This is a genomic window from Nitrosomonas sp. HPC101, assembly GCF_009833125.1.
Taxonomy (GTDB): domain Bacteria; phylum Pseudomonadota; class Gammaproteobacteria; order Burkholderiales; family Nitrosomonadaceae; genus Nitrosomonas.
On the sequence record NZ_QRCC01000003.1, the window covers coordinates 65,137 to 86,331 of the forward strand.

Annotated in this window: 17 protein-coding genes, 3 tRNA genes and 2 pseudogenes; 13 read left to right on the forward strand and 9 right to left on the reverse strand. The window is 53.4% G+C overall.

Annotated elements, in window-relative coordinates; genetic code table 11:
- Nucleotides 1-158: 158 nt before the first annotated feature.
- Nucleotides 159-246, reverse strand: a tRNA-Ser gene (locus ABO04_RS03205).
- Nucleotides 247-998: 752 nt separating this feature from the next.
- Between ABO04_RS03205 and tkt the strand changes: the two genes are divergently transcribed.
- The 5 genes from tkt (at nt 999) to fba (ending at nt 8,233) form a co-directional block, all read left to right on the forward strand.
- Nucleotides 999-3,017, forward strand: a complete 2,019-nt coding sequence (tkt, locus tag ABO04_RS03210; RefSeq protein ID WP_160809246.1) for a transketolase — start codon at nt 999-1,001, stop codon at nt 3,015-3,017.
- Between the two features lie 62 nt (nt 3,018-3,079).
- The gene (gene gap, locus ABO04_RS03215; RefSeq protein WP_160809248.1) at nt 3,080-4,087 is read left to right on the forward strand and encodes a type I glyceraldehyde-3-phosphate dehydrogenase; all 1,008 of its coding nucleotides are present in this window, start codon (nt 3,080-3,082) and stop codon (nt 4,085-4,087) included.
- Between the two features lie 253 nt (nt 4,088-4,340).
- Nucleotides 4,341-5,519 (forward strand): phosphoglycerate kinase, encoded by a 1,179-nt coding sequence (locus ABO04_RS03220; protein WP_160809251.1) that lies wholly within the window; start codon nt 4,341-4,343, stop codon nt 5,517-5,519.
- Between the two features lie 34 nt (nt 5,520-5,553).
- Nucleotides 5,554-7,047 carry a pyruvate kinase gene (gene pyk / locus ABO04_RS03225; RefSeq protein ID WP_160809252.1) on the forward strand — a complete coding sequence of 498 codons (1,494 nt, stop codon included), beginning with the start codon at nt 5,554-5,556 and terminating at the stop codon, nt 7,045-7,047.
- A gap of 121 nt (nt 7,048-7,168) precedes the next feature.
- A complete protein-coding gene (gene fba, locus ABO04_RS03230) occupies nt 7,169-8,233 on the forward strand; it encodes a class II fructose-bisphosphate aldolase (protein ID WP_160809254.1) in 1,065 nt (354 codons plus the stop codon).
- Nucleotides 8,234-10,368: 2,135 nt separating this feature from the next.
- On the opposite strand, the pseudogene ABO04_RS11990 reads toward fba, so the two are convergent.
- Nucleotides 10,369-11,089: pseudogene (locus tag ABO04_RS11990) on the reverse strand (IS481 family transposase); the annotation flags it as partial.
- A gap of 223 nt (nt 11,090-11,312) precedes the next feature.
- On the opposite strand from ABO04_RS11990, the gene ABO04_RS03235 reads away from it, so the two are divergent.
- Together ABO04_RS03235 and ABO04_RS03240 are read left to right on the forward strand one after the other, a co-directional pair.
- Nucleotides 11,313-11,389, forward strand: a tRNA-Arg gene (locus ABO04_RS03235).
- A gap of 74 nt (nt 11,390-11,463) precedes the next feature.
- A tRNA-Phe gene (locus ABO04_RS03240) sits at nt 11,464-11,539 on the forward strand.
- A 600-nt stretch (nt 11,540-12,139) separates the two neighbouring features.
- Here the strand turns inward: ABO04_RS03240 and ABO04_RS03245 are convergent.
- The 4 genes from ABO04_RS03245 to ABO04_RS03260 form a co-directional block, all read right to left on the reverse strand.
- Nucleotides 12,140-13,312, reverse strand: coding sequence for an FAD-dependent oxidoreductase (locus tag ABO04_RS03245; protein ID WP_160809256.1), 1,173 nt, complete (start codon nt 13,310-13,312; stop codon nt 12,140-12,142).
- Nucleotides 13,313-13,326: 14 nt separating this feature from the next.
- Nucleotides 13,327-13,695, reverse strand: a complete 369-nt coding sequence (locus tag ABO04_RS03250) for an antibiotic biosynthesis monooxygenase family protein (protein ID WP_160809257.1) — start codon at nt 13,693-13,695, stop codon at nt 13,327-13,329.
- A gap of 33 nt (nt 13,696-13,728) precedes the next feature.
- Complete coding sequence (locus tag ABO04_RS03255; RefSeq protein ID WP_160809275.1) at nt 13,729-14,061, reverse strand: MarR family winged helix-turn-helix transcriptional regulator; 333 nt, start codon at nt 14,059-14,061, stop codon at nt 13,729-13,731.
- 143 nt (nt 14,062-14,204) lie between these two features.
- Nucleotides 14,205-15,203 (reverse strand): HlyD family efflux transporter periplasmic adaptor subunit, encoded by a 999-nt coding sequence (locus ABO04_RS03260; RefSeq protein WP_160809259.1) that lies wholly within the window; start codon nt 15,201-15,203, stop codon nt 14,205-14,207.
- A gap of 146 nt (nt 15,204-15,349) precedes the next feature.
- Between ABO04_RS03260 and ABO04_RS03265 the strand changes: the two genes are divergently transcribed.
- The 4 genes from ABO04_RS03265 (at nt 15,350) to ABO04_RS12005 (ending at nt 18,091) form a co-directional block, all read left to right on the forward strand.
- Nucleotides 15,350-16,042, forward strand: a complete 693-nt coding sequence (locus ABO04_RS03265; protein ID WP_160809261.1) for a TetR/AcrR family transcriptional regulator — start codon at nt 15,350-15,352, stop codon at nt 16,040-16,042.
- A 23-nt stretch (nt 16,043-16,065) separates the two neighbouring features.
- The gene (locus ABO04_RS11995; protein ID WP_240141397.1) at nt 16,066-16,404 is read left to right on the forward strand and encodes a hypothetical protein; all 339 of its coding nucleotides are present in this window, start codon (nt 16,066-16,068) and stop codon (nt 16,402-16,404) included.
- A gap of 236 nt (nt 16,405-16,640) precedes the next feature.
- Nucleotides 16,641-17,891 (forward strand): hypothetical protein, encoded by a 1,251-nt coding sequence (locus tag ABO04_RS12000; RefSeq protein ID WP_240141398.1) that lies wholly within the window; start codon nt 16,641-16,643, stop codon nt 17,889-17,891.
- A 20-nt stretch (nt 17,892-17,911) separates the two neighbouring features.
- Nucleotides 17,912-18,091, forward strand: coding sequence for a hypothetical protein (locus ABO04_RS12005; RefSeq protein WP_240141399.1), 180 nt, complete (start codon nt 17,912-17,914; stop codon nt 18,089-18,091).
- Nucleotides 18,092-18,225: 134 nt separating this feature from the next.
- On the opposite strand, the gene ABO04_RS11875 is transcribed toward ABO04_RS12005, so the two are convergent.
- The 3 genes from ABO04_RS11875 to ABO04_RS03285 all read right to left on the reverse strand — a co-directional run bounded on the left by ABO04_RS11875 (nt 18,226) and on the right by ABO04_RS03285 (nt 19,365).
- Nucleotides 18,226-18,417: a hypothetical protein gene (locus ABO04_RS11875; protein ID WP_205012736.1), complete on the reverse strand. Its 192-nt coding sequence runs from the start codon at nt 18,415-18,417 to the stop codon at nt 18,226-18,228.
- A 148-nt stretch (nt 18,418-18,565) separates the two neighbouring features.
- Nucleotides 18,566-18,925 carry a site-specific recombinase resolvase gene (locus tag ABO04_RS03280; RefSeq protein WP_160809263.1) on the reverse strand — a complete coding sequence of 120 codons (360 nt, stop codon included), beginning with the start codon at nt 18,923-18,925 and terminating at the stop codon, nt 18,566-18,568.
- Complete coding sequence (locus ABO04_RS03285) at nt 18,925-19,365, reverse strand: hypothetical protein (RefSeq protein ID WP_205012737.1); 441 nt, start codon at nt 19,363-19,365, stop codon at nt 18,925-18,927. Before ABO04_RS03285 ends, ABO04_RS03280 begins: the two co-directional genes overlap by 1 nt.
- Before the next feature lie 282 nt (nt 19,366-19,647).
- On the opposite strand from ABO04_RS03285, the gene ABO04_RS03290 reads away from it, so the two are divergent.
- Complete coding sequence (locus tag ABO04_RS03290; protein WP_160809265.1) at nt 19,648-20,361, forward strand: hypothetical protein; 714 nt, start codon at nt 19,648-19,650, stop codon at nt 20,359-20,361.
- 161 nt (nt 20,362-20,522) lie between these two features.
- Nucleotides 20,523-21,071, forward strand: a pseudogene (locus ABO04_RS03295) (IS3 family transposase); the annotation flags it as partial.
- Between the last annotated feature and the right edge of the window lie 124 nt (nt 21,072-21,195).

Consider the following 21,195-nt stretch of genomic DNA (forward strand, 5'->3'; position numbering starts at 1 on the left):
GCACGACCAACCAATCTTCTCGGATAGCATCAAAGAATCATCTTCGTCAGATTGGCACAAAGGAAATCCGGGAGTTGCCGAATCAAGATATGGATATCATCTCTGCATCCCATTTAAATGAAACGCAACCCCAATATATATCCTCGCAAAACCATGAATGGCGGAAGAGGTGGGATTCGAACCCACGAACAGTTTCCTGTTGCTGGTTTTCAAGACCAGTGCCTTCAACCGCTCGGCCACTCTTCCCTTGATGCAGGCTACAGAAAAATCAAGAAGCGGGATAATACCTTTCAATTAATTATTTTACCACGACCTTTACCCTAAAACCCGATCAGCAGCCAGGAAACAGGAGAAATTCCAAGGCAATAACCGAATAACAGCCAAGTTAGCAGCACTATATAATCTTTGCGAGTCCGATTGATATCTTCATCAAAAGCGACATCCAGTGAAGATTGTTTTCAATCGACCAATTACACCCGCACCACACGCTTCAATCAAAGTGGGTTATTTGCACCAATGCCGCTATAAAACAGCGCGCTTCCTTAGTAACCCTGCCCCCGATTTCTCTTTGATAAGATTCTGTAGTCCCATGTCACGAGGAAATACTGGAAACGATTCGGAACATAGCGAACTCCGCAACCACAATTATGACAGCCGTAGAACCGAAGAAGTACAAGGTAGCTTTATAACAGTCACCAGCCGCGTTCATATTTGGGATGTAAAAGCTCTCATCAATTACGGGGCAAAAATAGAACTATTGGGAAAATCGCTTAACCGGAGTGTCTGGTTTTACTTGACCAAGCCAATTACTCAGAACATCGTAAACAGACTCTAAACGCAAACTTTTTTAAGCACGATCACCCTGAGAGAAATTGCATTCCGTATTGTGAACTACCTAGACTTAAGAGATAATGCCCTCTTTTGCCGGTTTTTGTTGGCCATCATGCGGTACATCACATTGCGGGCGGCGGTTTTTGAATAATCGAGGACAAGAACAAATGAAGGAAGCATTTAATGACTTTGGTGCACCAGTATTCAACAATCTAACCAGCGCAATCCGTGCACTGGCCATGGATGCCGTCCAGAAAGCAAATTCCGGCCACCCGGGTATGCCGATGGGCATGGCGGAAATTGCAGAGGTATTGTGGATTCACCACATGCGTCATAACCCGACAAATCCCGAATGGGCAGACCGTGATCGCTTCGTGTTATCAAACGGCCATGGATCCATGCTGATCTATGCCCTACTCCATCTAACCGGCTATGATCTGTCCATCGAAGATATAAAAAATTTCCGCCAGCTTCACTCAAAAACCCCAGGTCATCCCGAATATGGTTATACCCCTGGCGTAGAGACTACAACGGGCCCGCTAGGGCAAGGGATTACTAACGCTGTCGGCATGGCCCTGGCAGAAAAAATTCTGGCAGAAGAATTCAACCGCCCCTATTTCCCAATTGTGGATCACCACACTTACGTGTTTCTGGGTGATGGCGATCTGATGGAAGGCATTTCACACGAGGCCTGTTCACTGGCAGGAACGCTACAATTGGGCAAACTGATCTGCTTTTACGATGACAACGGCATCTCGATAGACGGGCATGTCGAAGGATGGTTTACTGATGACACCCCAAAACGTTTTGAATCTTATGGCTGGCATGTTGTTCCACATGTTAACGGGCACGATCCTGTGGCAATACAAGCAGCTATTGAAACAGCCAAAAAAACACAGGACAAGCCTACATTAATATGTTGTAAAACAGTGATTGGCATGGGTTCACCCAACAAAGCCAACACCAGTTCCATTCACGGAGCGGCGCTTGGGAAGGATGAAATCGCCGCTGCCCGTCCTCATATCGGATGGAACTATCTACCATTTGAAATTCCACAAGAAGTTTATGATGCATGGGATGCCCGTTCCAAAGGTCAAGCACTGGAATCCGCCTGGAACACTCTGTTCACGGAATACAGCAAAAAATACCCTGCCGAAGCCATAGAATTTACCCGCAGAATGGCTGGTGAACTGCCCGTCAAATGGGTTGATCACGTTGAAGGAATCATCAGCCAAATCAACGCCAGAGAAGAAAGTATCGCCACCAGAAAAGCATCACAAAATTCAATTGAGGCATTAGCGCCGGTATTGCCCGAGCTGATCGGCGGATCAGCTGATCTTGCCGGCTCCAATCTCACCATGTGGTCCGGCTCCAAGGGAATGAGTGCAGACTCCGTCGGCAATTATATCCACTATGGTGTACGGGAATTTGGCATGAGTGCGATCATGAATGGCCTGTCATTGCACGGTGGAATTATCCCTTATGGTGGAACCTTTCTGATGTTTTCAGAATACGCCCGAAACGCGTTGCGAATGGCGGCATTGATGAAAATTCGCAATATCTTTGTATATACTCATGACTCAATCGGACTGGGCGAGGATGGTCCGACGCATCAACCGGTCGAACAAACTGCCACATTGCGCATGATCCCCAACATGGATGTATGGCGTCCATGTGATACGGTCGAATCCATCATTTCCTGGGTATCTGCCATAGAGCGTAGAGAAGGTCCCACATCGCTCATATTTAGCCGCCAAAACTTGCCATTTCAAAAACGAGATGCAGCAACGATCAGCCTAATTAAAAAGGGAGGATATATCCTTTCCGAAGCGGCCAATGGAAATCCGCAGGCAATTATTATTGCAACTGGCTCGGAAGTCGGGCTTGCAATGGATGCGCAGAAAACCCTGGCTGAGAATGGTATTGCGGTACGCGTCGTATCCATGCCCTGCACTAGCATTTTCGATAAACAGGATCTGGTATACCAGAATAATGTGTTGCCCAAAGGTATTGCGCGCGTGGCTATAGAAGCCGGTGTAACCGATTTTTGGCGCAAATATGTAGGGCTTGAAGGAGAAGTGGTTGGAATTGATAAATTCGGTGAATCAGCTCCCGCAGAAAAATTATTCGAATACTTTGGCTTTACTGTTGAAAATGTCGTAAATGCGGTAAAAAGAATTGTATAAACGTGGAAAGTTCTTTTCTTATCTGCAAAACAGGTTTTTAGTAAAAATACGGAGATAAAGGAATGGCAATTAGAGTTGGTATTAATGGTTTTGGTCGTATCGGACGGATGGTTTTTCGTGCTTCCATAGAAGAATTTAATGATATAGAAGTTGTTGCAATCAATGACTTACTGGAGCCGGATTATCTCGCTTATATGCTGCAGCATGATTCCGTTCACGGTCGCTTTAAGGGAAATGTTTCCGTTGACGGTAATGACCTGATAGTAAACGGCAAGAAGATTCGCTTAACGGCCATCAAGGATCCGGAAGAATTGAAATGGAATGAGGTCAATGTTGATGTTGTAGTGGAATCAACCGGTCTGTTTCTGACCAAGGAACTCTGCGAAAAACACATCAGGGCGGGTGCTCCCAAAGTTGTCATGACTGCTCCATCCAAAGACGATACCCCCATGTATGTTTATGGCGTTAACGATAAAACATACCAGGGCGAAGCCATCATTTCCAACGCATCATGTACCACTAACTGTCTAGCCCCGATCGCAAAAGTACTGAATGACACCTGGGGAATCAAGCGCGGCTTGATGACAACCGTCCATGCTGCCACGGCTACGCAGAAAACGGTTGATGGTCCTTCCAATAAAGACTGGCGTGGTGGACGTGGCATTCTTGAAAACATCATTCCTTCCTCCACTGGCGCAGCCAAAGCAGTCGGCGTAGTTATTCCCGAGCTCAATAAAAAACTGACTGGCATGGCCTTTCGCGTACCCACTTCTGATGTCTCAGTTGTGGATCTAACTGTGGAACTGGAAAAAGATGCATCCTACGATGAAATTCGTAATGCAATGAAAACGGCTTCCGAAGGCTCCATGAAAGGTATATTGGGCTACACTGATCAGAAGGTAGTTTCCACTGATTTTCGTGGAGAAACTCATACATCGGTGTTCGATGCGGAAGCCGGTATTCAGCTGGATAAGAATTTCGTGAAAGTGGTTGCCTGGTATGACAACGAATGGGGCTATTCCTGCAAAGTTCTGGAAATGGTACGGGTTATTGCCGGCCGTGGCAATTAAAGACCAAAAATACATTTCAAGAATAAAATAACCAGCCTTGGTTGTTTTATTCTTGCTCCGGAAATTGTGCTGTAACCGGTTCTCCACTGGTTACAGCTTTGCTGCTTAATAAATAGAAAAATCAATCTTGATATAGCAGCTTTCATGAACAGATAAGTCTATATTTTTACCATCCTTCTTATATTGGAAAATCAATCGATTTTCATCTGATTATCTTATAACATCCTAATGTTAGCTAAACCATGGAGTCAATGTGTCAGTTATTAAACTTGTCGATCTAGATCTGAAGAACAAACGCGTTTTTATCCGTGCTGATCTGAATGTTCCTGTGAAAGAAGGTAAGGTAACTTCAGACGCGCGTATTACTGCATCAATGGCAACGATAAACCACTGCCTGAAGCAGGGGGCAAAAGTCATGGTAACCTCCCATTTGGGACGCCCGGAAGAAGGTGTATGGACTGAGGAAAATTCTCTCCAGCCCGTTGCCGATGATATTAGCCGAAGATTGGGAACTACAGTTCGATTGATCAAGGATTGGGTCGATGGTGGATTCGAAGTTTCGCCCGGAGAGTTGGTCGTCCTGGAAAATTGCCGGATCAACAAGGGCGAGAAAAAAAATCTCGAAGAAACCGCAAAAAAATACGCCAGTTTGTGTGATGTGTTTGTTATGGACGCCTTTGGCACGGCACACCGTGCACAAGCCTCAACACATGGCATAGCCAAGTACGCACCAGTTGCCTGTGCCGGCATTCTACTAACTGAAGAACTGGATGCTTTAACCAAAGCCCTGCACCAGCCTGCACGCCCACTGGTCGCAATTGTGGGAGGCTCCAAAGTTTCCACCAAACTGACTGTTCTGGAATCGCTTACCGAGAAAGTTGATCAGCTCGTGGTTGGCGGAGGAATTGCCAATACTTTTCTCAAGGCCGCCGGACACAACGTTGGAAAATCTCTATGTGAGGACGAACTGGTACCCATGGCGAAATCCCTGATGAATAAAATGAACCAGCGCAATGCAACGATTCCCATCGCAGTTGATGTTGTTGTCGGGAAAAAATTTGCTGCTGATGAACCTGCTGTTTTAAAAGAGGCAGATGCTGTTTCCGACGATGACATGATTTTTGATATCGGTCCAAAAAGTGCTCAAGAATTGGTCGACATCATCATGAAGGCCGGTACAGTTGTCTGGAATGGTCCGGTCGGCGTGTTTGAATTTGATCAGTTTGGAGAAGGAACACACGCAATCGCAAAAGCCATTGCTGAAACCGACGCTTTTACTCTGGCTGGCGGCGGTGACACGATTGCCGCTATTCAGAAATACGATATCTACGATAAAGTTTCATACATATCCACTGCTGGCGGTGCATTCCTGGAATTTCTGGAAGGAAAAAAACTACCTGCTGTCGAGATTCTGGAATTACGTGCACAGTGAGGCCTGAGAAGACTTTCTTCCAGGAATTTCGGAAATGATGCGAAGAACAAAAATTGTGGCAACGCTGGGGCCAGCTTCCAGCAACCCTGATATCCTGGGACAAATGATTGAAACTGGTGTCGATGTTGTCCGTATCAATTTTTCACACGGAACAAAGGAGGAGCATATTGCTTCCGTGGAACTCGTTCGTTCGCTCGCCCATTCGCTTGGCCGTACAGTAGGTGTACTGGCTGATTTGCAAGGACCAAAAATTCGAATCGGCAAGTTTGAACAGGGAAAAATTACGCTCAAGGTCGGAGATGAGTTCATTCTCGATGCAGAATGCGAACTGGGCAATCAGGAACGGGTTGGACTGGATTACCGGGAACTGCCCAACGATGTTGAAGCAGGTGCGGTTCTCTTACTGGATGACGGTCGCATCGTTCTGACTGTAACCAAAGTCCGGGGAAGTGAAATCTATTGCGACGTTCTACAGGGCGGGATACTTTCCAACAACAAAGGTATTAACCGAAAAGGGGGGGGGTTGAGCGCCCCTGCGCTAACAGCAAAAGATCTGCAAGATATCAAAACTGCAACCATTCTGCGAGCGGATTATCTCGCGGTGTCATTTCCTCGCTCGGGGGAAGATATCAGACGCGCGCGTGCATTGATGCAGGAAGCCAAGGGACATAGTTTACTCATGGCAAAAATCGAGCGTTCCGAGGCCATTCTGGCGCTGGATGATATTCTGAGTGCATCCGATGCAATCATGGTTGCTCGGGGCGATTTGGCAGTTGAGGTAGGAGATGCGGCGGTCCCTGCCCTGCAAAAACGGATGATACGATCCGCACGTGAAGCTAATAAACTAGTGATTACAGCCACGCAAATGATGGAATCGATGATATTCAATCCTATTCCAACGCGCGCGGAGGTATCAGACGTTGCCAATGCAGTACTGGATGGTACGGATGCCGTCATGTTATCCGCCGAATCCGCTGCAGGACAATACCCGGTAGAAGCTGTCGCAGCTATGGCGAGAGTTTGTCTGGAAGCAGAAAAGGAATACTCGGTTAATCTGAGTTTTCGCCGCTCGCCGGATACACAACCTGTCAGCATCGAAGATGCCATAGCACGGGCTACCATGTATACAGCCGGCTCACTCAAGATTCGAGCGATTGCAGCGTTGACGCAAAGCGGCGTAACAGCATTGTTCATGTCCCGCAGAAGTTCAAAAGTTCCAATTTTTGCTTTGAGCCCGCAAGAAGATACCTTGAGCAAGGTCACTCTTTTTCGTGGTGTCTATCCCATAAAATTCGGGCAGGGATTATGTGATCCTGAAATCATTCTCAGCATGGCGGAAGATGAATTACTTAAACGCGGTGCGATACGGAATGAAGATCTAATCATCATGACAATTGGCGAACCTGTTGGTAAAGCAGGCGGAACAAATACTATGAAACTTGTCAGAGTAGGTAGTTCCAGAGTAACTACACCGCTAACAAAGGAAGTAGGACAACAGACTTTTTCTGATCCACAGTTGAATCTATAAAATCAGTAATATCATCACTGTGAAACAGTACCGAAATACCAGCTTATTCCCTGCACAAGAACATAAGGCTTTAGTTTTATCAGAAAATAAACACATTAATTTTCATATAAAGGAGACTTGAATGGCACTTGTATCTTTACGTCAACTACTGGACCACGCCGCCGAAAACGGATATGGCCTCCCGGCTTTCAATGTAAACAACCTTGAGCAGATTCATGCAATTATGCAGGCGGCTGATGAATGCGACAGCCCGGTAATCATGCAAGGATCGGCAGGTGCTCGTAAGTATGCTGGTGAGGCATTCCTGCGCCACCTGATCGCAGCAGCAGTTGAAGCCTATCCCCATATCCCTGTTGTAATGCACCAGGATCACGGGGCATCACCATCTGTGTGCATCAACGCCATTCGCAGCGGTTTTTCCAGCGTAATGATGGATGGATCTCTGGAAGAAGATGGAAAGACACCCTCATCATTTGAATATAATGTCGATGTCACTGCCAAAGTAGTCGCAATGGCACATGCTGTAGGCGTTTCCGTGGAAGGCGAACTAGGCTGTCTGGGATCTCTGGAATCCGGTCAGGGCGAAGCAGAAGATGGCCATGGTGCTGAAGGACAACTCTCGCATGACCAATTGCTGACCGACCCTGAAGAAGCAGCTGATTTTGTCAAAAAAACTGGGGTGGATGCACTGGCAATTGCAATCGGTACCTCTCACGGCGCATATAAATTTACTCGTAAACCTACTGGCGATATCCTCGCCATCGAACGCATCAAGGAAATTCACCAGAGAATTCCTAACACTCATCTGGTGATGCACGGGTCCAGCTCCGTTCCTCAGGAATGGCTGGAAATCATTCGTGAATATGGTGGCGACATGAAAGAAACCTATGGCGTACCTGTAGAAGAAATTCAACAAGGTATCAAATACGGAGTGCGCAAGGTCAATATCGATACCGATATCCGTCTCGCCATGACTGGCGCGATACGCCGCCATCTGGCAAAAAACAAAAGCGAGTTTGATCCGCGCAAATTTCTGAAGGACGCTACTGCTGCCGCCAAAGATATCTGTAAAGCGCGTTTTGAAGCATTTGGTTCTGCAGGCCAGGCTGGAAAAATCAAACCGATTTCACTGGAAACCATGGCAAACCGTTACCTGAGTGGTGAATTAAAAGCAATCATAAAGTAATTTAAACCCAGGTAATACATTAGGGGTGAGGCGGTTTGCGAAACAATTTCATTGCTTGGGAGAAATCCATAGCAGGTCTAAAGACATCGAGTAAGCGACAAAAATGACCGCACGCCTCACCGCTATTTTGTTATTTCGTTCAGGTATCACGCCGCCTAATAGAGAATTATCCGAGTTAGAAACAAACCATGCTCAAAGTACCTCACTGATTCTCGGAACAATATTTGAACCAGAACTCCGGGGGTATTTATTCACGTCATTAATCAGCAAGCTTGTATTCATAACGCAATCCTAGCTTCCTACCTGTAAGAATTTCCAGTATTTGTGAAAATACTGGAGATGAACACACGCAAACGAAGCCATTTAACTTTACTGAATCGACAAGAGGCCTGGCGACTTTATAAAATCCGATCATGGAAAGTAGCACATCTTGCAGAACGCCTCCGTGTTAGCCGGCTAACCATTTATGATGGTGCAGAAGTGTAACCGGCTACAAGAGTTTACGCCCCATGACAGCACCAGCCAGCGATTCGGGATGCAATATGGATTGTAACGGCTGGCCAGAGTTGATCCAAGTATTCAGGAACGTTTGAAACGGGAAGACAAATCTTACCCTGGTGGGCTGGTTCATTTCGATACCAAATAACTGCTCTTGTTAAAAAGACAATCTGCGGGAATACCTGTTTGTTGCCATTAATGATACTCACGAGAACTATATGCAGATATCCTGCTAAATAAAATACAGAACAGCGCAACTCCTTATGAAACACTCATCAGCTATTGTAATCAATCAAACATGTCCTTGAAGCGTTGCGCCCCTGTTTCTCGCGGACTGTGTGCCAACCTGATTTTTTGAGTACCTGTCCAACACGCACACACTGTGCTAGTCGAGTTTATTCCATTTACGCCAATAGCCGTACATATTCTGCCTCTTGGGAGGCTGTTTAGTCCCACGATATGCCCCGGTAGATTCCAGTTCTTGATACCACGATCAGCATTTTGGATTTGTTGCCCTGTAGACGGCTTTCCGATTATTTATCACCTGACGCGTCTGACCGCTGTAGTGCTAGTACGGTGTCATGGACTTCAATCCGCTGTGCTTGTGCTCATAGTTGTTCCAGTGTACAAACTTCAGCACGAAATCTCGAGCATTGGCAGGGCAACAAAATTCTTACACAGATAGCCAAGGGTGAATAGGCCGGGACATTTCAGCCCCACCCCCTCGCAGGACCAGCCTGAACATGTGGACAGGAAAACACGACTATACTTGTCCATCGCTTTACGCGGCTGGAATGTGTAGCCGAGGAAGATAAACTGTACGATGAGGTACTTTCCCATTTTCCTGCCGATTAACATCCTGACAGTACACCAGATTCGCCTGTACTTTGCTCTTGGCGCCTCCTTGCGAGGTACTCCATTCGCGCACCACCGTTGCACCTGCGCAACTTCCATAGGTGCCTTGGTAGTTCCCCTTTTAGGGCGGAGCTTAAAAGTAGGGGCTATGTTATGTCACCATAGCTAATTTCTGGATTAGGGTGATGCCGCCCAGACAAGTTGTTTGGGAAGAATAACGAACGGCTTGGTCATTTGACCATGCTTCTCCCGCTCACGCGGTTGACATGAACGCCTGACTCGATAAGCCATCATCATTGCAATAATTTCATTACTACTACGAATCGCTTCGCTCTTTGAATGCGCATCGGTACTATTGGTCTTGCAGACTATGCTCATGCCTTTCCCTTCACATCGTGTTCGAAGGTTCCCGCAATTCAACGTAAGAGCCTGAGTCGAGCTCGCGCTGCGACGCTGCATAGCCAATAAACAGACCCCGACCATACCGATCCCAAGATAACATCAAGGCCCGGTTTTGACGTCATTTGAACACTTTCGACACCTTGAACAGTAGTTCACGGTAATTCGCTTTCTTCGGTTCCCCCTGATGCCTGAACGGCACCTTTTCCGCAGCGTTCACGATCAGGGCTTTTGACCCAAGCCGCTTGCTACAGCACACTGATGCCTCAGCAACATACTTGGTTAGGGTCTGTTCGCAGTGCGTGCTCACTGAATGATTTTCAGATTCTGACACAGGAGATGGGCCGCTTGACGAAGTTGCAGGTATTCAGGAAATTCTCTCACAACGCTGATAACTTATCATAGTAATAACGTTTGACGATTATTCCTTGAAGGTTCGGTATGGTATGTGTTCGACTTGGCCATTGGTCTAGGAATTATTTGATCTGATCAAGCGATGTTCCGTACCATTTTCCAGGCAGACACTGTTAAAGATATGCGAGAAGGCATATTGGTCTGTTTTGCGGCAGGTAAACTGGATACCGTTTTCTGTCAGCATAGTACGGATTTTATAGGGCGCGGCGGCAATAAGATTGTGCAGCAGCTGCATTGCTTCCTTCGGCAATATTGATATGGAATAACCGATAGGATATTGGGAAAACTTTTTTCTGACATATTGCTTGCCCTTCCACCTTTGGTAAACGACTGATGTTGTGGTACTGGAACAGGCGATGTTCGTTATGATCGGGGCAGGCAGGAAATGCTGCTTTGCAAGACATAAAGAGAGTCATTCAACGATAGCAGCGTGTATTTGCGAAAGGATTCACAAGCAGCTTCTTACTCTGGTGTCAGAATAGCGGAATGCGGTTCTTTCGAACCCATCCTGGCATCGCGCGAAAATTACATTTCTTCCACTTCGCTACCGTACTGGGGCTGATGGTGTAGCGCTCTGCCAGTGTATTTTCAAGCTTATGTCGTATCACTCGACAAACCCGCCGCTGTCGTGCGAGCGCTCCCATGTAATACATTCCCACCATTCCTCCTGTTCCTGTGTTGATGGTACATCACACATACCCATCACAAAACGGGACTAAACAGTTACTACACTATATACACCTCTTCAAAAATTGGAACATTACACTGCAGTTCCAATTTCATACGACTGCTTTACAATTAGGTTCTTGACAAAAAAACCTAGATATAACATTATGCACAACTCTTCAAGCGTATCCACATGCCATTATTCGCAGAAGTTACGAAATCAAAAGAGACATCTATCGTAAAAAATGCGCCCGTAGCTCAGTTGGATAGAGTACTTGGCTACGAACCAAGGGGTCGTGGGTTCGAATCCTGCCGGGCGCGCCAGTAAGCAGACATTATTTGTTGGCGCAATAGCAATAAAATGTAGCCAATTTTATAAGCTACCTTTATTTTATAAAGGCCAAGTAGCTCAGTTGGTAGAGCAGAGGACTGAAAATCCTTGTGTCGGTGGTTCGATTCCGCCCTTGGCCACCATTATTCAAAAGCCAACAATTTTCGGTTGGTTTTTTTTCGCCCGTGCCCCCCAGTGTTGGCGCGGTTTCCGGGCATGGCCTCGCGAGCGCTAACCTTCCAACCCCCGCGTTTTCACCCCCACCACCGCCTCTCCGTTCTCCGTTTTCTCTACTGGTCTCGCGAGCGTGCATGAGGCCACTTCCTTTGTTGGCGCGGGTTTGCGGGCGATTGGTTGTGGCTGGCAACTGCTGGGCGGGAGCGACCGAACACGGAGCAGGCGCAAAAAAGCCGCCCGGAGGCGGCTGCTGGCGCTGGGCTCGACGCAGTCAGGTTGGCTCAGCGAGATGCCCTTGGTACACCCGAGTTCGACAGTTAATCGCGCAAGTCATTGATCGCATTGAGGGGCACCTCAAAAGTGTGGACTACAACAGGGCGCTTTGGCGGGGTCGCGTGGGTTGTTTAAGGTCGAGGGCGGCAAAGACCCTCTGTTGCCGGTCGGACAGGCGGGAGATGTCGGCAATGGCTTGGCCGGCAGGTTGGAGATGGATTTGATGTTGCTGCAGCTTGCGCAGCTCATCAAGCGCGCCCTCGGCACGGATCGTGGTCGTGCATGCATGCCTGTCAGTAACCGGCGAACTTCTCGGCATGCACGTTTCTCTGATCGACACCAGAGCTCTTGAGTACTCCTTCCATCGCCGACACCATGGCCGGCGGCCCGGCGACATAGAAGATCGGCCCGGCAAGATCACCCACATGCTTTGCGAGCATTTCAGTGGTGATATAGCCATGCTCCACGGCGTTTCCTTGCTGGACAGCCTCGCCCTCAGTGAACGTCGCGATCAACGTGAACTGCTGGTTCTCCTTTTCGAGTTCCCGCAACTCGGCGAGATAGGCGGCATCCTCTGGCTTGCGGTTGCTGTAGAACAGAAACAGCCGGTGTTGCAAGCCTCGGCTCGTGGCATCCACAACCATGCTGCGAAACGGCGTGATGCCGATGCCACCTGCCAGAAATACCGCTGGGCGATTCGCATCGTCGTGAAGCACCAGATCACCATAGGGGCCTTCGACTTGGATGGCCGAGCCAATGGCTGCAGCAGCGAGGTAGCGCTTGAAGCTTGTATCGGTCAGCCGGGTTGCAATTTCCAATTCGGAATCATCTGGATCACTGGCGATAGAGAGTGTTCGGATCTGCCCGTTGGCATCTACTTCTTTAAGACCAGGGAAGGACACGTACACAGCTTGCCCTGGTACAAACTTGAAACCTTCGGGCTTGCTCAAGCGCAGCCCCAATGTGCCGCTGGCGATTTCTTTCTTACCCGATATCTGGGCGTCGAAGGTGGCGGCAGGCCGAAGAAAGCTCTTGCGCCTCCACTGCGTCAAGGCCATGCCATCACGCATGCTCAGGCCCAGCAACGCGATGTTGATCGCACCGGCGATCAGCTCCAGTGCCTGCACGGTGTAGAAGGTCGCATCGAACTCGCCGGCCTTGGCCTTGGAGGCCAGGAACAGCGCTGCCGGAATCAGCACCAGCAGACCGTTGGCGGCAATGAAAGGCATGCGCTTGAGCTTGGTGCCGACCAGGCCCTTGCGCTGCCCCTTCGACAGGAAGAAGCCGGAGCCACCCGTGGCAGCCAGAGCCGGCACCAGCAGGAAGAAGCCCCAGGGGATGGCTGTCTTGACCGCGATCACCGTCGCTTCGGAGGCGAACAGTTCGGAAATGGCGGTTGAGAGCCAGAAGGTCGCGATGGTGAGAATGGCGACCAGACCGGCGAACGGATGAATGATCCTTGGCATCGTGGTTCTCCTTTTCATGCGGTGCAGATGCCAGCCACGGCGACCTTCTGGAACAGGTGCGGGACGGCAATGGCCGACGACGGATAGGCTGAGAGCTTGGTGATGAAGTCGGGGTGGGTGAACGCTGCGCGGAACGCCGCCGTGGACTCCCACACTGCGTAATTCAGGTAGGTCGGGCTGTCGCCGATAGCGCGATGAAGCTGGGTCGAGATGAAGCCCGGCTGACGCTTCATGAACTCGGCATCGTCCTTCCACGCCGCCAGGAACACCGGCTCATCGGTGATGTCCAGCGTGAACACGTTGACTAGAACCACGGGCTCGGCCTCGACGCCAAGCTGCCGCTCGATTGGGAACTTCTCATCCAGGGGTTTCAAGAGAGGCATACAAGGCTCCGTTTGGTAGGGGGTTGGGGGCGCTCAAATGGATGGCTCGCTGGCATGACGCTGCGACATCACCGTCAGCACTCGGATCGCCGCATCCAGATCGGCAGCGGTGAACTCGGAAGCTATCTTCTGCACATGCTGGTTCCAGCGATCAACCAGAGCGTCATAGGTGGTCTGGCCGATCGGGGTGAGTACGTACAGCGGTGACCGCTTGTGCGCAGGATTGGGCAAAGGTTGAACCAGCCCCTCGTCGACCAGCAGGTTGATCTGCTTCAGAACGCCTTGCCGGGTCACCCCCATCACCGCGGTGATCTGCGGGACGTTGGGCGGCTGCGGCGCCAGGGCAATGGCTCCGAGAACCAGCAACTGGTCGAAGCGCGCTCACGCGCCACCGACAGCGCCGCCAGCATCAGCGTCTGCAACATGCTCAGCGCGGCAATCAGCCCCGGCATCGAAAGTCTTGCGCAGGCCTTCGGCGACGATGCTGGCACCGACTGGCTCGGCTTGGCTCATTGCGCGCCGCCGCCCAGCACGACGGTGGCCGGCTGACCCAGGCGCAGTGCGTTGGCCTTGTCCTCGACGATCACCCGCACCTCATAGACCAGGCTGGTGCGCAGCTCCTCGGTCTGCACCGACTTGGGCGTGAATTCCGCGACCGAAGAGATGTAGCCGACCTTGCCTGTGATGGACTTGTCTGGTGCACTGTCGACGTTCACGCGCGCGGTCTGACCTGGCTTGACCTTGCCCAAGTCCGTCTCGCTCACGTACACACGCACCCACTTGGGCTCGGTGATCGCCAAGGCGTACACAGGCCTCTGTGGCGTAGCCATGTCGCCCGGCTCCAGCAGGCGCGAACGCACCACGGCGTTGGATGGCGAGACCAACCGACCCTGCGAAACCTGATGTTGCAGCAGTGCCAGTTGCGCCTCGGAGGCTTTCAGCTGTGCCTCGGCGGCGGCGATGTCTTCCTTGCGCGGGCCGATTTCGGTCAGGCGCAGCGCGTCGCGCTTTTGCGCGGCCTGCGCATCCGCAACCTGCGCGGCTGCCCTGGCGCGATCCAGTTCCTGCACGCTAACCCCACGATTATCCGTATTGGCCGCGATACTTTGCAGGCGAGCCAGATCCTTGCGCGCGCGCTCGGCATCGGCTTGCGCGGCGACATAACCACTTCGCGCCTGCGCCAGCTCCTGCGGGCGCGCACCGTTCTTCAAGCGCAGCAGGTTCTGCTGCTGCACGCCGATCTGCGCCTGCGCCTGTTCAGCCTGCAGGGCCAGCGTTCGGGTGTCGAGCGTGGCCAGCACCTGGCCGGTCTTCACGGCATCGCCTTCATCGACCTTCATGTCGGCCACACGGCCACTGCCATCGAACGCCAACGACACCTGCCGAATGTCCACGTTGCCGTACAGCACCAGCGTGCCGTCGTGACCTTTGTCCCGCTGCTGCATCCAGGCCCATGCGCCGAGCGCCAGCACCACGATAAGACCAAAGGCAATGAGAGGCTTCTTCATGTCAAACGATCCAGGAAGTCGAAATAGAGGCTATGCGATGCACTGCACTGCACTACACTACACTACACTACGATAACACTAAATTGATTTTAATCTTAATGTAGGCGACAATGCAAGCTGTATGTGCCGCTCTGGACGATCGAGGAATGAACAAACCTGCACGCGGACTTCGCTCGGATGGCGAAGCCACAAAAACACGAATACTGGAGGCTGCGGGCGAACTATTCGCCACGACGGGATACGCCGAGACACCCAATAAGGCCATCGCCGCCCTGGCGCAGGTGGATCTGGCATCCCTCAACTACCACTTTGGCAACCGCAGCGGTCTGTACCAGGCTGTATTGACGGAGTCTTACGGTCAGGTACTAGGCCTTGCCAACCTGAAGCAGCTTGTCGGCAGTGAGTTGGCTCCAGCGTCAAAGTTGCGTGCGCTGATCGAGCAGTTGGTCGGGCACGCGACACAAGAGCCTCAAGCGTGGCAGTTGCGCGTCCTGGCCCGGGAGATGCTGGCGCCAACTTCGCATCTGCAGACACTTTTCCAGAACGAGGCACAGCCCAAGGTGGCGCTCTTGAGGCGCATGCTCAGCGAGATCACCCAGATTCCCGCTGAAGATCCCGCCTTGACTCGTTGCCTGCTCTGTGTGATCGCCCCCTGCCTGATGCTCCTGGTCGGTGGCCGCAGCTTCCCCGGCCCTTTGCAGGAGGTTTTCCAGATGTCTTCGCAGGCGATTGCGAGCCACTTGTATCACTTCGCCATGGGCGGACTGGGGGCGATTTCCCGGGAGTACGCGAAGCAGGCAAAAACCTCAAGCAAACCCGGATCGCCAACGACGAGGTAGCGCGTGAGAAGCCGGTACGCAACGTGGGTTTTCTGGTGGTGGCCTCGCTGCTACTGAGCGGCTGCGCGGTTCTGCACGAATTCAAACCGGCGGTTCAAGTCGCCGCCATGACGCCCGGCGAGTACATTACGCTCAAGCGGGGCGACGTCCTGACCAGCGGCAAGCTCAGCGTCGCCACCCTGGAGACAATCCGGGTGGCAGGTCTGGACGATGGTGTCTGCGCAAAGCCAGAGGCCGCCGACTGCATCCATGCCCTGTCGGATGTTCGGGGGGTGGCCGCCGAGCAGCGCCTGTCAGCTCTGTCCGAGTTGTGGCTGAATCAGGCGCAGACCTTGCCGAAGACTTCACCGCACACCACGTAACAGACCGCACCCGATGCCGGCGATCCGCACCTGAACGCCTGGCTGGAAGTGGCCCGGCATGCCTATGCCTACTTGTTCTTCAGCGAACGCTCGCCGAATGCACGGGCCTTTGAGGATCACCAGACCCAGGTACGCGACTATTACAACCTGGCCGTGCAGGAGGCGGCATCGCTTGTGTTCGTCAGCTATCGCGGCAAGGCGCTGGCGAATGCGAATGCGGTATTCAGGGATGGGCCGTGGGTCGTGGCGCTCAACAAGCCGGATGTGGTGCCCTCCAGCCGGGCGCGAGCAATCCTGCCGCAGAGGAACTGTTGCCGGCCTCGTCACTGTCGTTCTCCGGGCTGCGCAGCACGTTTCGGCGCGACGGTTTCGGTGGCGAGTTGGTGGCGGTGATGGCGGCTGATCCGGTAACGACAGCGGCAGCGGACGCCGACACGGGTGCATCCGATGCAGGAATCGAACGACCGCAGCAGCGCAGCGGCCAGCCGTGGAGCGAAATGCCGACGACGGCCATCACTGCATTGCTGCGTTTTCCTGGCGAAAACCTTGCTCAGGTACTCTCTACCCACGAGGTCGTGCTTTCCGTGCATGACCCCTACTGGGACGCCAGGATCGAGTTGCATAGACAGGATGTGCCGCTGGCGGCGAACTTCACCGCCAACTACGGGCTGTGGCTGGCGCGCTCGGGCTTCAGCCGGCAATCGCTGCGCAGTCTGTTCGGACGTGAACGGGGCATTGAGAGCCCGTACCTGTACCTGATGCAGCCCTACGACCCGGATCGCCGCATCATCCTGATGATTCATGGCTTGGCCAGCAGCCCGGAGGCCTGGGTCAACGTGGCCAACGAACTGATGGGCGACGAGGAGATTCGCAGCCGGTTCCAGGTCTGGCAGTTCTACTACCCGACCAACATGCCGATCGCACTGAACCACTACGAGATCCGGCAGACGCTGGACGAGGCGCTGCGGCATTTCGATCCACAAGGCAGCGCTGCGGCTTCCCGTGACATGGTGCTGATCGGGCACAGCATGGGCGGCGTGATCTCGCGACTGATGGTGTCTTCGACGGAGGGCGATGCGCTGTGGAACCAGTTGCTGGCTGAGCGCGAATTCGATGACGGCAGAATGCAGCGACTACGCAAGTGGGTCGGCCCGCTGATGCACTTCGAGCCGCTTCCCCAAGTGGAACGCGCGATCTTCATCGCGGCCCCGCACCGTGGCACCGAGGTGGCCGGTGGTCGCCTGGGGCACTTCATTGGGGGCTTGGTGCGCCTGCCGCTGACCGTGCTGAAAGGCTTCGCCGACGTGCTGGACGACCTGGCCCATAGCGAGGGTATGAAGGCCGGCGCAGACAAGCTCAGGCTACCCAACAGCATCGACAACCTCGACCGCACCGACTCGTTCGTCCAAGCTGCCGCCGGCTGCCAATCTCGCCGTGCGTGCGCTATCACTCGATCATCGGCCACCTCGATCCCGAGGTTCCACTGACCAAATCCGACGACGGTCTGGTGCCCTACTGGAGCGCCCATCTGGATGGTGCTGCATCCGAAAAAATCGTCCGTTCCACGCACAGTGTCCAGGGAACCGCGCCGGCCATCATCGAAATGCGCCGCATCCTGCACGAGGACATCCGCGATCGTGCCACTGTTCCGGTAGGTGCGGCCGGTTGTGGCTGGCAACTCCTGTAGCGGCGGCGACCGAAAACAGCGCAGGCACAAAATGCCGTCCGGAGGCGGTTGCTGACGCTGGGCTCGACGCAGTCAGGCGGGCGGCGCGAGCACCCGCATCTGGTCACCCCAGCCGCAGGGCCAAAGACGGCGCATCACCTTCTCCAGCACAGCGTCAGGCGAGCCCGCCAGCCGTCCACGACATCCGGGGCCAGGAGGGTCAGCCGCATCACCCGGCGCACCTGCGTCACGTCCATGCCCTCGACCTCGGCGATCTCGGCGACCGACGCTGCCCGCTGTTCGTCGAGCAGCCGTTGCCAGTGGTACGCCAGCCCGAGGGCGCACATCAACGCACTGTCCTGCGCCGCCGCCCGCGCTTGACCAGTGACCAGGGCACGAAGGTTTCGAGCCGCACGCCACCGGCAGGTGCTGGAAGTTCGTGGGTGATGGGGCGGCCCGTCTGCTTGCCGTAGTGTTTTCTGGACATCGTGCCGCCTACCTGAACTGTTCGACTATCTGGTGCTGCTCGGGCCACAGTGCCGGAATGTCGTTTCGCATCAGCCACAGCAGCGTCAGCCGCCGTGGCTGGTACCCTGCCAACTGTTCGACGATGTCGGGGGCGAGGCGCGCTAAGCGCATCATCCTGCCGACGGTGGTCGGCATCAGGTCTTCGGTCTGCGCGATGTCGGTCACGCTCCTGTAAGCGCCGCTGTCCAGCAGTGCGTTCCAGTGCATCGCCCGGGCCATGGCTTCGATGATCGTAACGTCGTGCGCGCGCTGCGCGTCCCCAAGCATCAGCCGTCCCTTCTTGCGTTTGAACTGCAGAGGCACGAGGGTTTCGAGTGGGCTGTCCATCAGGCCTCGACCTCCAGCAGTTCCGGGCCGATGCTCTTTGGGGCGAATTCTTCGATCAAGGCGTTCCAGCCAAGCTCCCGCCACTTCACCTTGATGCCTTGCACCTCGCCGATATGAACCAGATCGATGCGTTCGATCATCAGGTTGGCGATACAGTGACGCTCGACGGGAAACAGGTGATCCCACACGTCGTTGAGTCGCCCCATCGCCATCACCGTGCTGGCCTCGTCGATCTGCGCTCCGGTGCGCTGGATGTGGCGCACCACCGAGGCGATAGACTCGGGGCTGGTCAGCACCGTTCGGATTTGCGCGACGACCGCCGCCTCGATCTCCGCTGCGGGCAGGCGTTCGTAGTTCTTCCCCGGCGCGCCGAATGCGCTATCGCGGGACGAGCGCCACGAACTGCGACGGCAAATGGGCCACGCAGAGACATCTGGCATCAACAACCGGGTTGTCGATTGGCTGCTGCAAGGCTTCGATGATTTGATCGAACTGCTACCCAAGCTCTCATCCGAACAGCGTGCCGAACGCGCCCGTCTGATCTGGGAAAGTCTTGGCGATCTGGAAGAGCGTCGCGGGGGCGTGGCATCTTCGACGGCGCGTACACATGGACTCATCACGGCGAACGCAGGACGCCGCCATTCCCGGCAGCTTTCCTGCGCCGTCTCAACAAAGCGGCTTGGGTGCCTGACGCGACTGGAGAGCTGGTACCGCCGGGCCTTGTGGTGTTCGACACGCTCGGCTGGAAACCCAATCCTTTCTTGCTGACCAAGATCACGTTCAAGCCGCCGATCATCGACCAACTGGCCAAAGAAGCAGGCATCGACCCAGCAGCCCTCGATTTGCTTCGAAAGCTCGGCATCACCAGCGTCGACGACCTAACGTCCCGGCTGGGTATCACCACCCCACCCGAGATCGATCCCGTACCCAGCACGATGCCCGACGAGGAGCCGAAAACCGCAGGTCAACCCAGCGGAGATGACATGCCGGACATTCCTCCCGGCACACCTGACCCGGATGGCGGCGACGGCGCGACAGGTGGCGCAGGGCGTGGCGGTCAGGGCAATGGTGGGGCGCACGGTGGCTCGGGCGGCGGTCACACCGGTGGATGTGGCAAGAGCGGTGGCACCAACAGCGGAGGGCAAGGGAAGCGGTCGCCCGGCTCGGCTGGCGGAAGACCCTTCATTTCCTACCTCGGCGCGCATCCTGATGACGAGGAGTCTGATCCGGATGGTCTCGATCAGGCAGCACGGATAAAGATTGAGGATCAGGCCATCGCCCTAATTATCTCGCTCGAACCTGGACTGAAGCGGACGCCCGAGGGCAACCCCGGTTTCGACCTCTTCGAGGTCAACGGCAACGGCCAGCAAGTTCAATGGGGCCACCACTTTCTGTCAATCCATTTGCAGCCTGTCATTTCATTCAGGATTTATTAAACTTGGTTTGACTCCTATTGATTTCTATATTCTCTGAAATTTCTAAGCATCTCTCATCGCATATCAATTGTAGCAACTCGGATAAGCTTGATATGCAGCATATCGATATTTAGCATCCCAAGACATAAAAAACTACTCGCTTAAGCCCAATACAGCAGGTGGATGCTGAACATGTAGCTCTGAGAGCCCGGGTTAATGAGCTGTTCAACAAGAGCCGCAGCTCCGCAGGTAGCCGTACCATACAGGGCTTGCTAAACGATCAGGGAGTTGGCATCGGTCGCTTCAAGGTGCGCCGCCTGATGAGCGAGTTGGGTTTGGTCTGCAAACAGCCGGGGTCTCATGCATACAAACGCGCAACCGTAGAACGGCTGGATATACCCAACCGGCTGGATAGGGAGTTTGATGTAGCACAGCCTGATCAGGTCTGGTGTGGCGATATCACCTACATCTGGACAGGGCAACGCTGGAGCTATCTGGCGGTAGTGCTGGATCTGTGTGCCCGCCGCGTGGTCGGCTGGGCCATGTCTGATGCGGCAGATGCAGATCTGGTCGTTCAGGCGCTGGATCATGCCTGGGAGCAGCGTGGACGCCCTGAAGGGATCATATTCCATTCGGATCAGGGCTCGCAGTATGTGAGTCGCAAGTTCCGGCAGCGGCTCTGGCATTATCGCATGGTGCAGAGCATGAGCCGCCGAGGTAACTGCTGGGACACTCAGTCCACAATACGTTTAGAACGTCGCTCCGATCTGACCCGTGCTGGGATTGGCTAAATTGCCTTTGCATTGACCTGTCGATCGGTTTTGGCGTTCCCCGAGCATTGCCGGGCCCAGCGTT

Coding starts and splice junctions, on each gene's coding strand:
- tkt (WP_160809246.1), top strand. CDS start 999: ATGAAGGAAGCATTTAATGACTTTGGTGCACCAGTATTCAACAATCTA.
- gap (WP_160809248.1), top strand. CDS start 3,080: ATGGCAATTAGAGTTGGTATTAATGGTTTTGGTCGTATCGGACGGATG.
- pyk (WP_160809252.1), top strand. CDS start 5,554: ATGATGCGAAGAACAAAAATTGTGGCAACGCTGGGGCCAGCTTCCAGC.
- fba (WP_160809254.1), top strand. CDS start 7,169: ATGGCACTTGTATCTTTACGTCAACTACTGGACCACGCCGCCGAAAAC.
- ABO04_RS03245 (WP_160809256.1), bottom strand. CDS start 13,312: ATGCCAAGGATCATTCATCCGTTCGCCGGTCTGGTCGCCATTCTCACC.
- ABO04_RS03250 (WP_160809257.1), bottom strand. CDS start 13,695: ATGCCTCTCTTGAAACCCCTGGATGAGAAGTTCCCAATCGAGCGGCAG.
- ABO04_RS03260 (WP_160809259.1), bottom strand. CDS start 15,203: ATGAAGAAGCCTCTCATTGCCTTTGGTCTTATCGTGGTGCTGGCGCTC.
- ABO04_RS03265 (WP_160809261.1), top strand. CDS start 15,350: ATGAACAAACCTGCACGCGGACTTCGCTCGGATGGCGAAGCCACAAAA.
- ABO04_RS11875 (WP_205012736.1), bottom strand. CDS start 18,417: ATGTGCGCCCTCGGGCTGGCGTACCACTGGCAACGGCTGCTCGACGAA.
- ABO04_RS03280 (WP_160809263.1), bottom strand. CDS start 18,925: ATGGACAGCCCACTCGAAACCCTCGTGCCTCTGCAGTTCAAACGCAAG.
- ABO04_RS03285 (WP_205012737.1), bottom strand. CDS start 19,365: ATGCCAGATGTCTCTGCGTGGCCCATTTGCCGTCGCAGTTCGTGGCGC.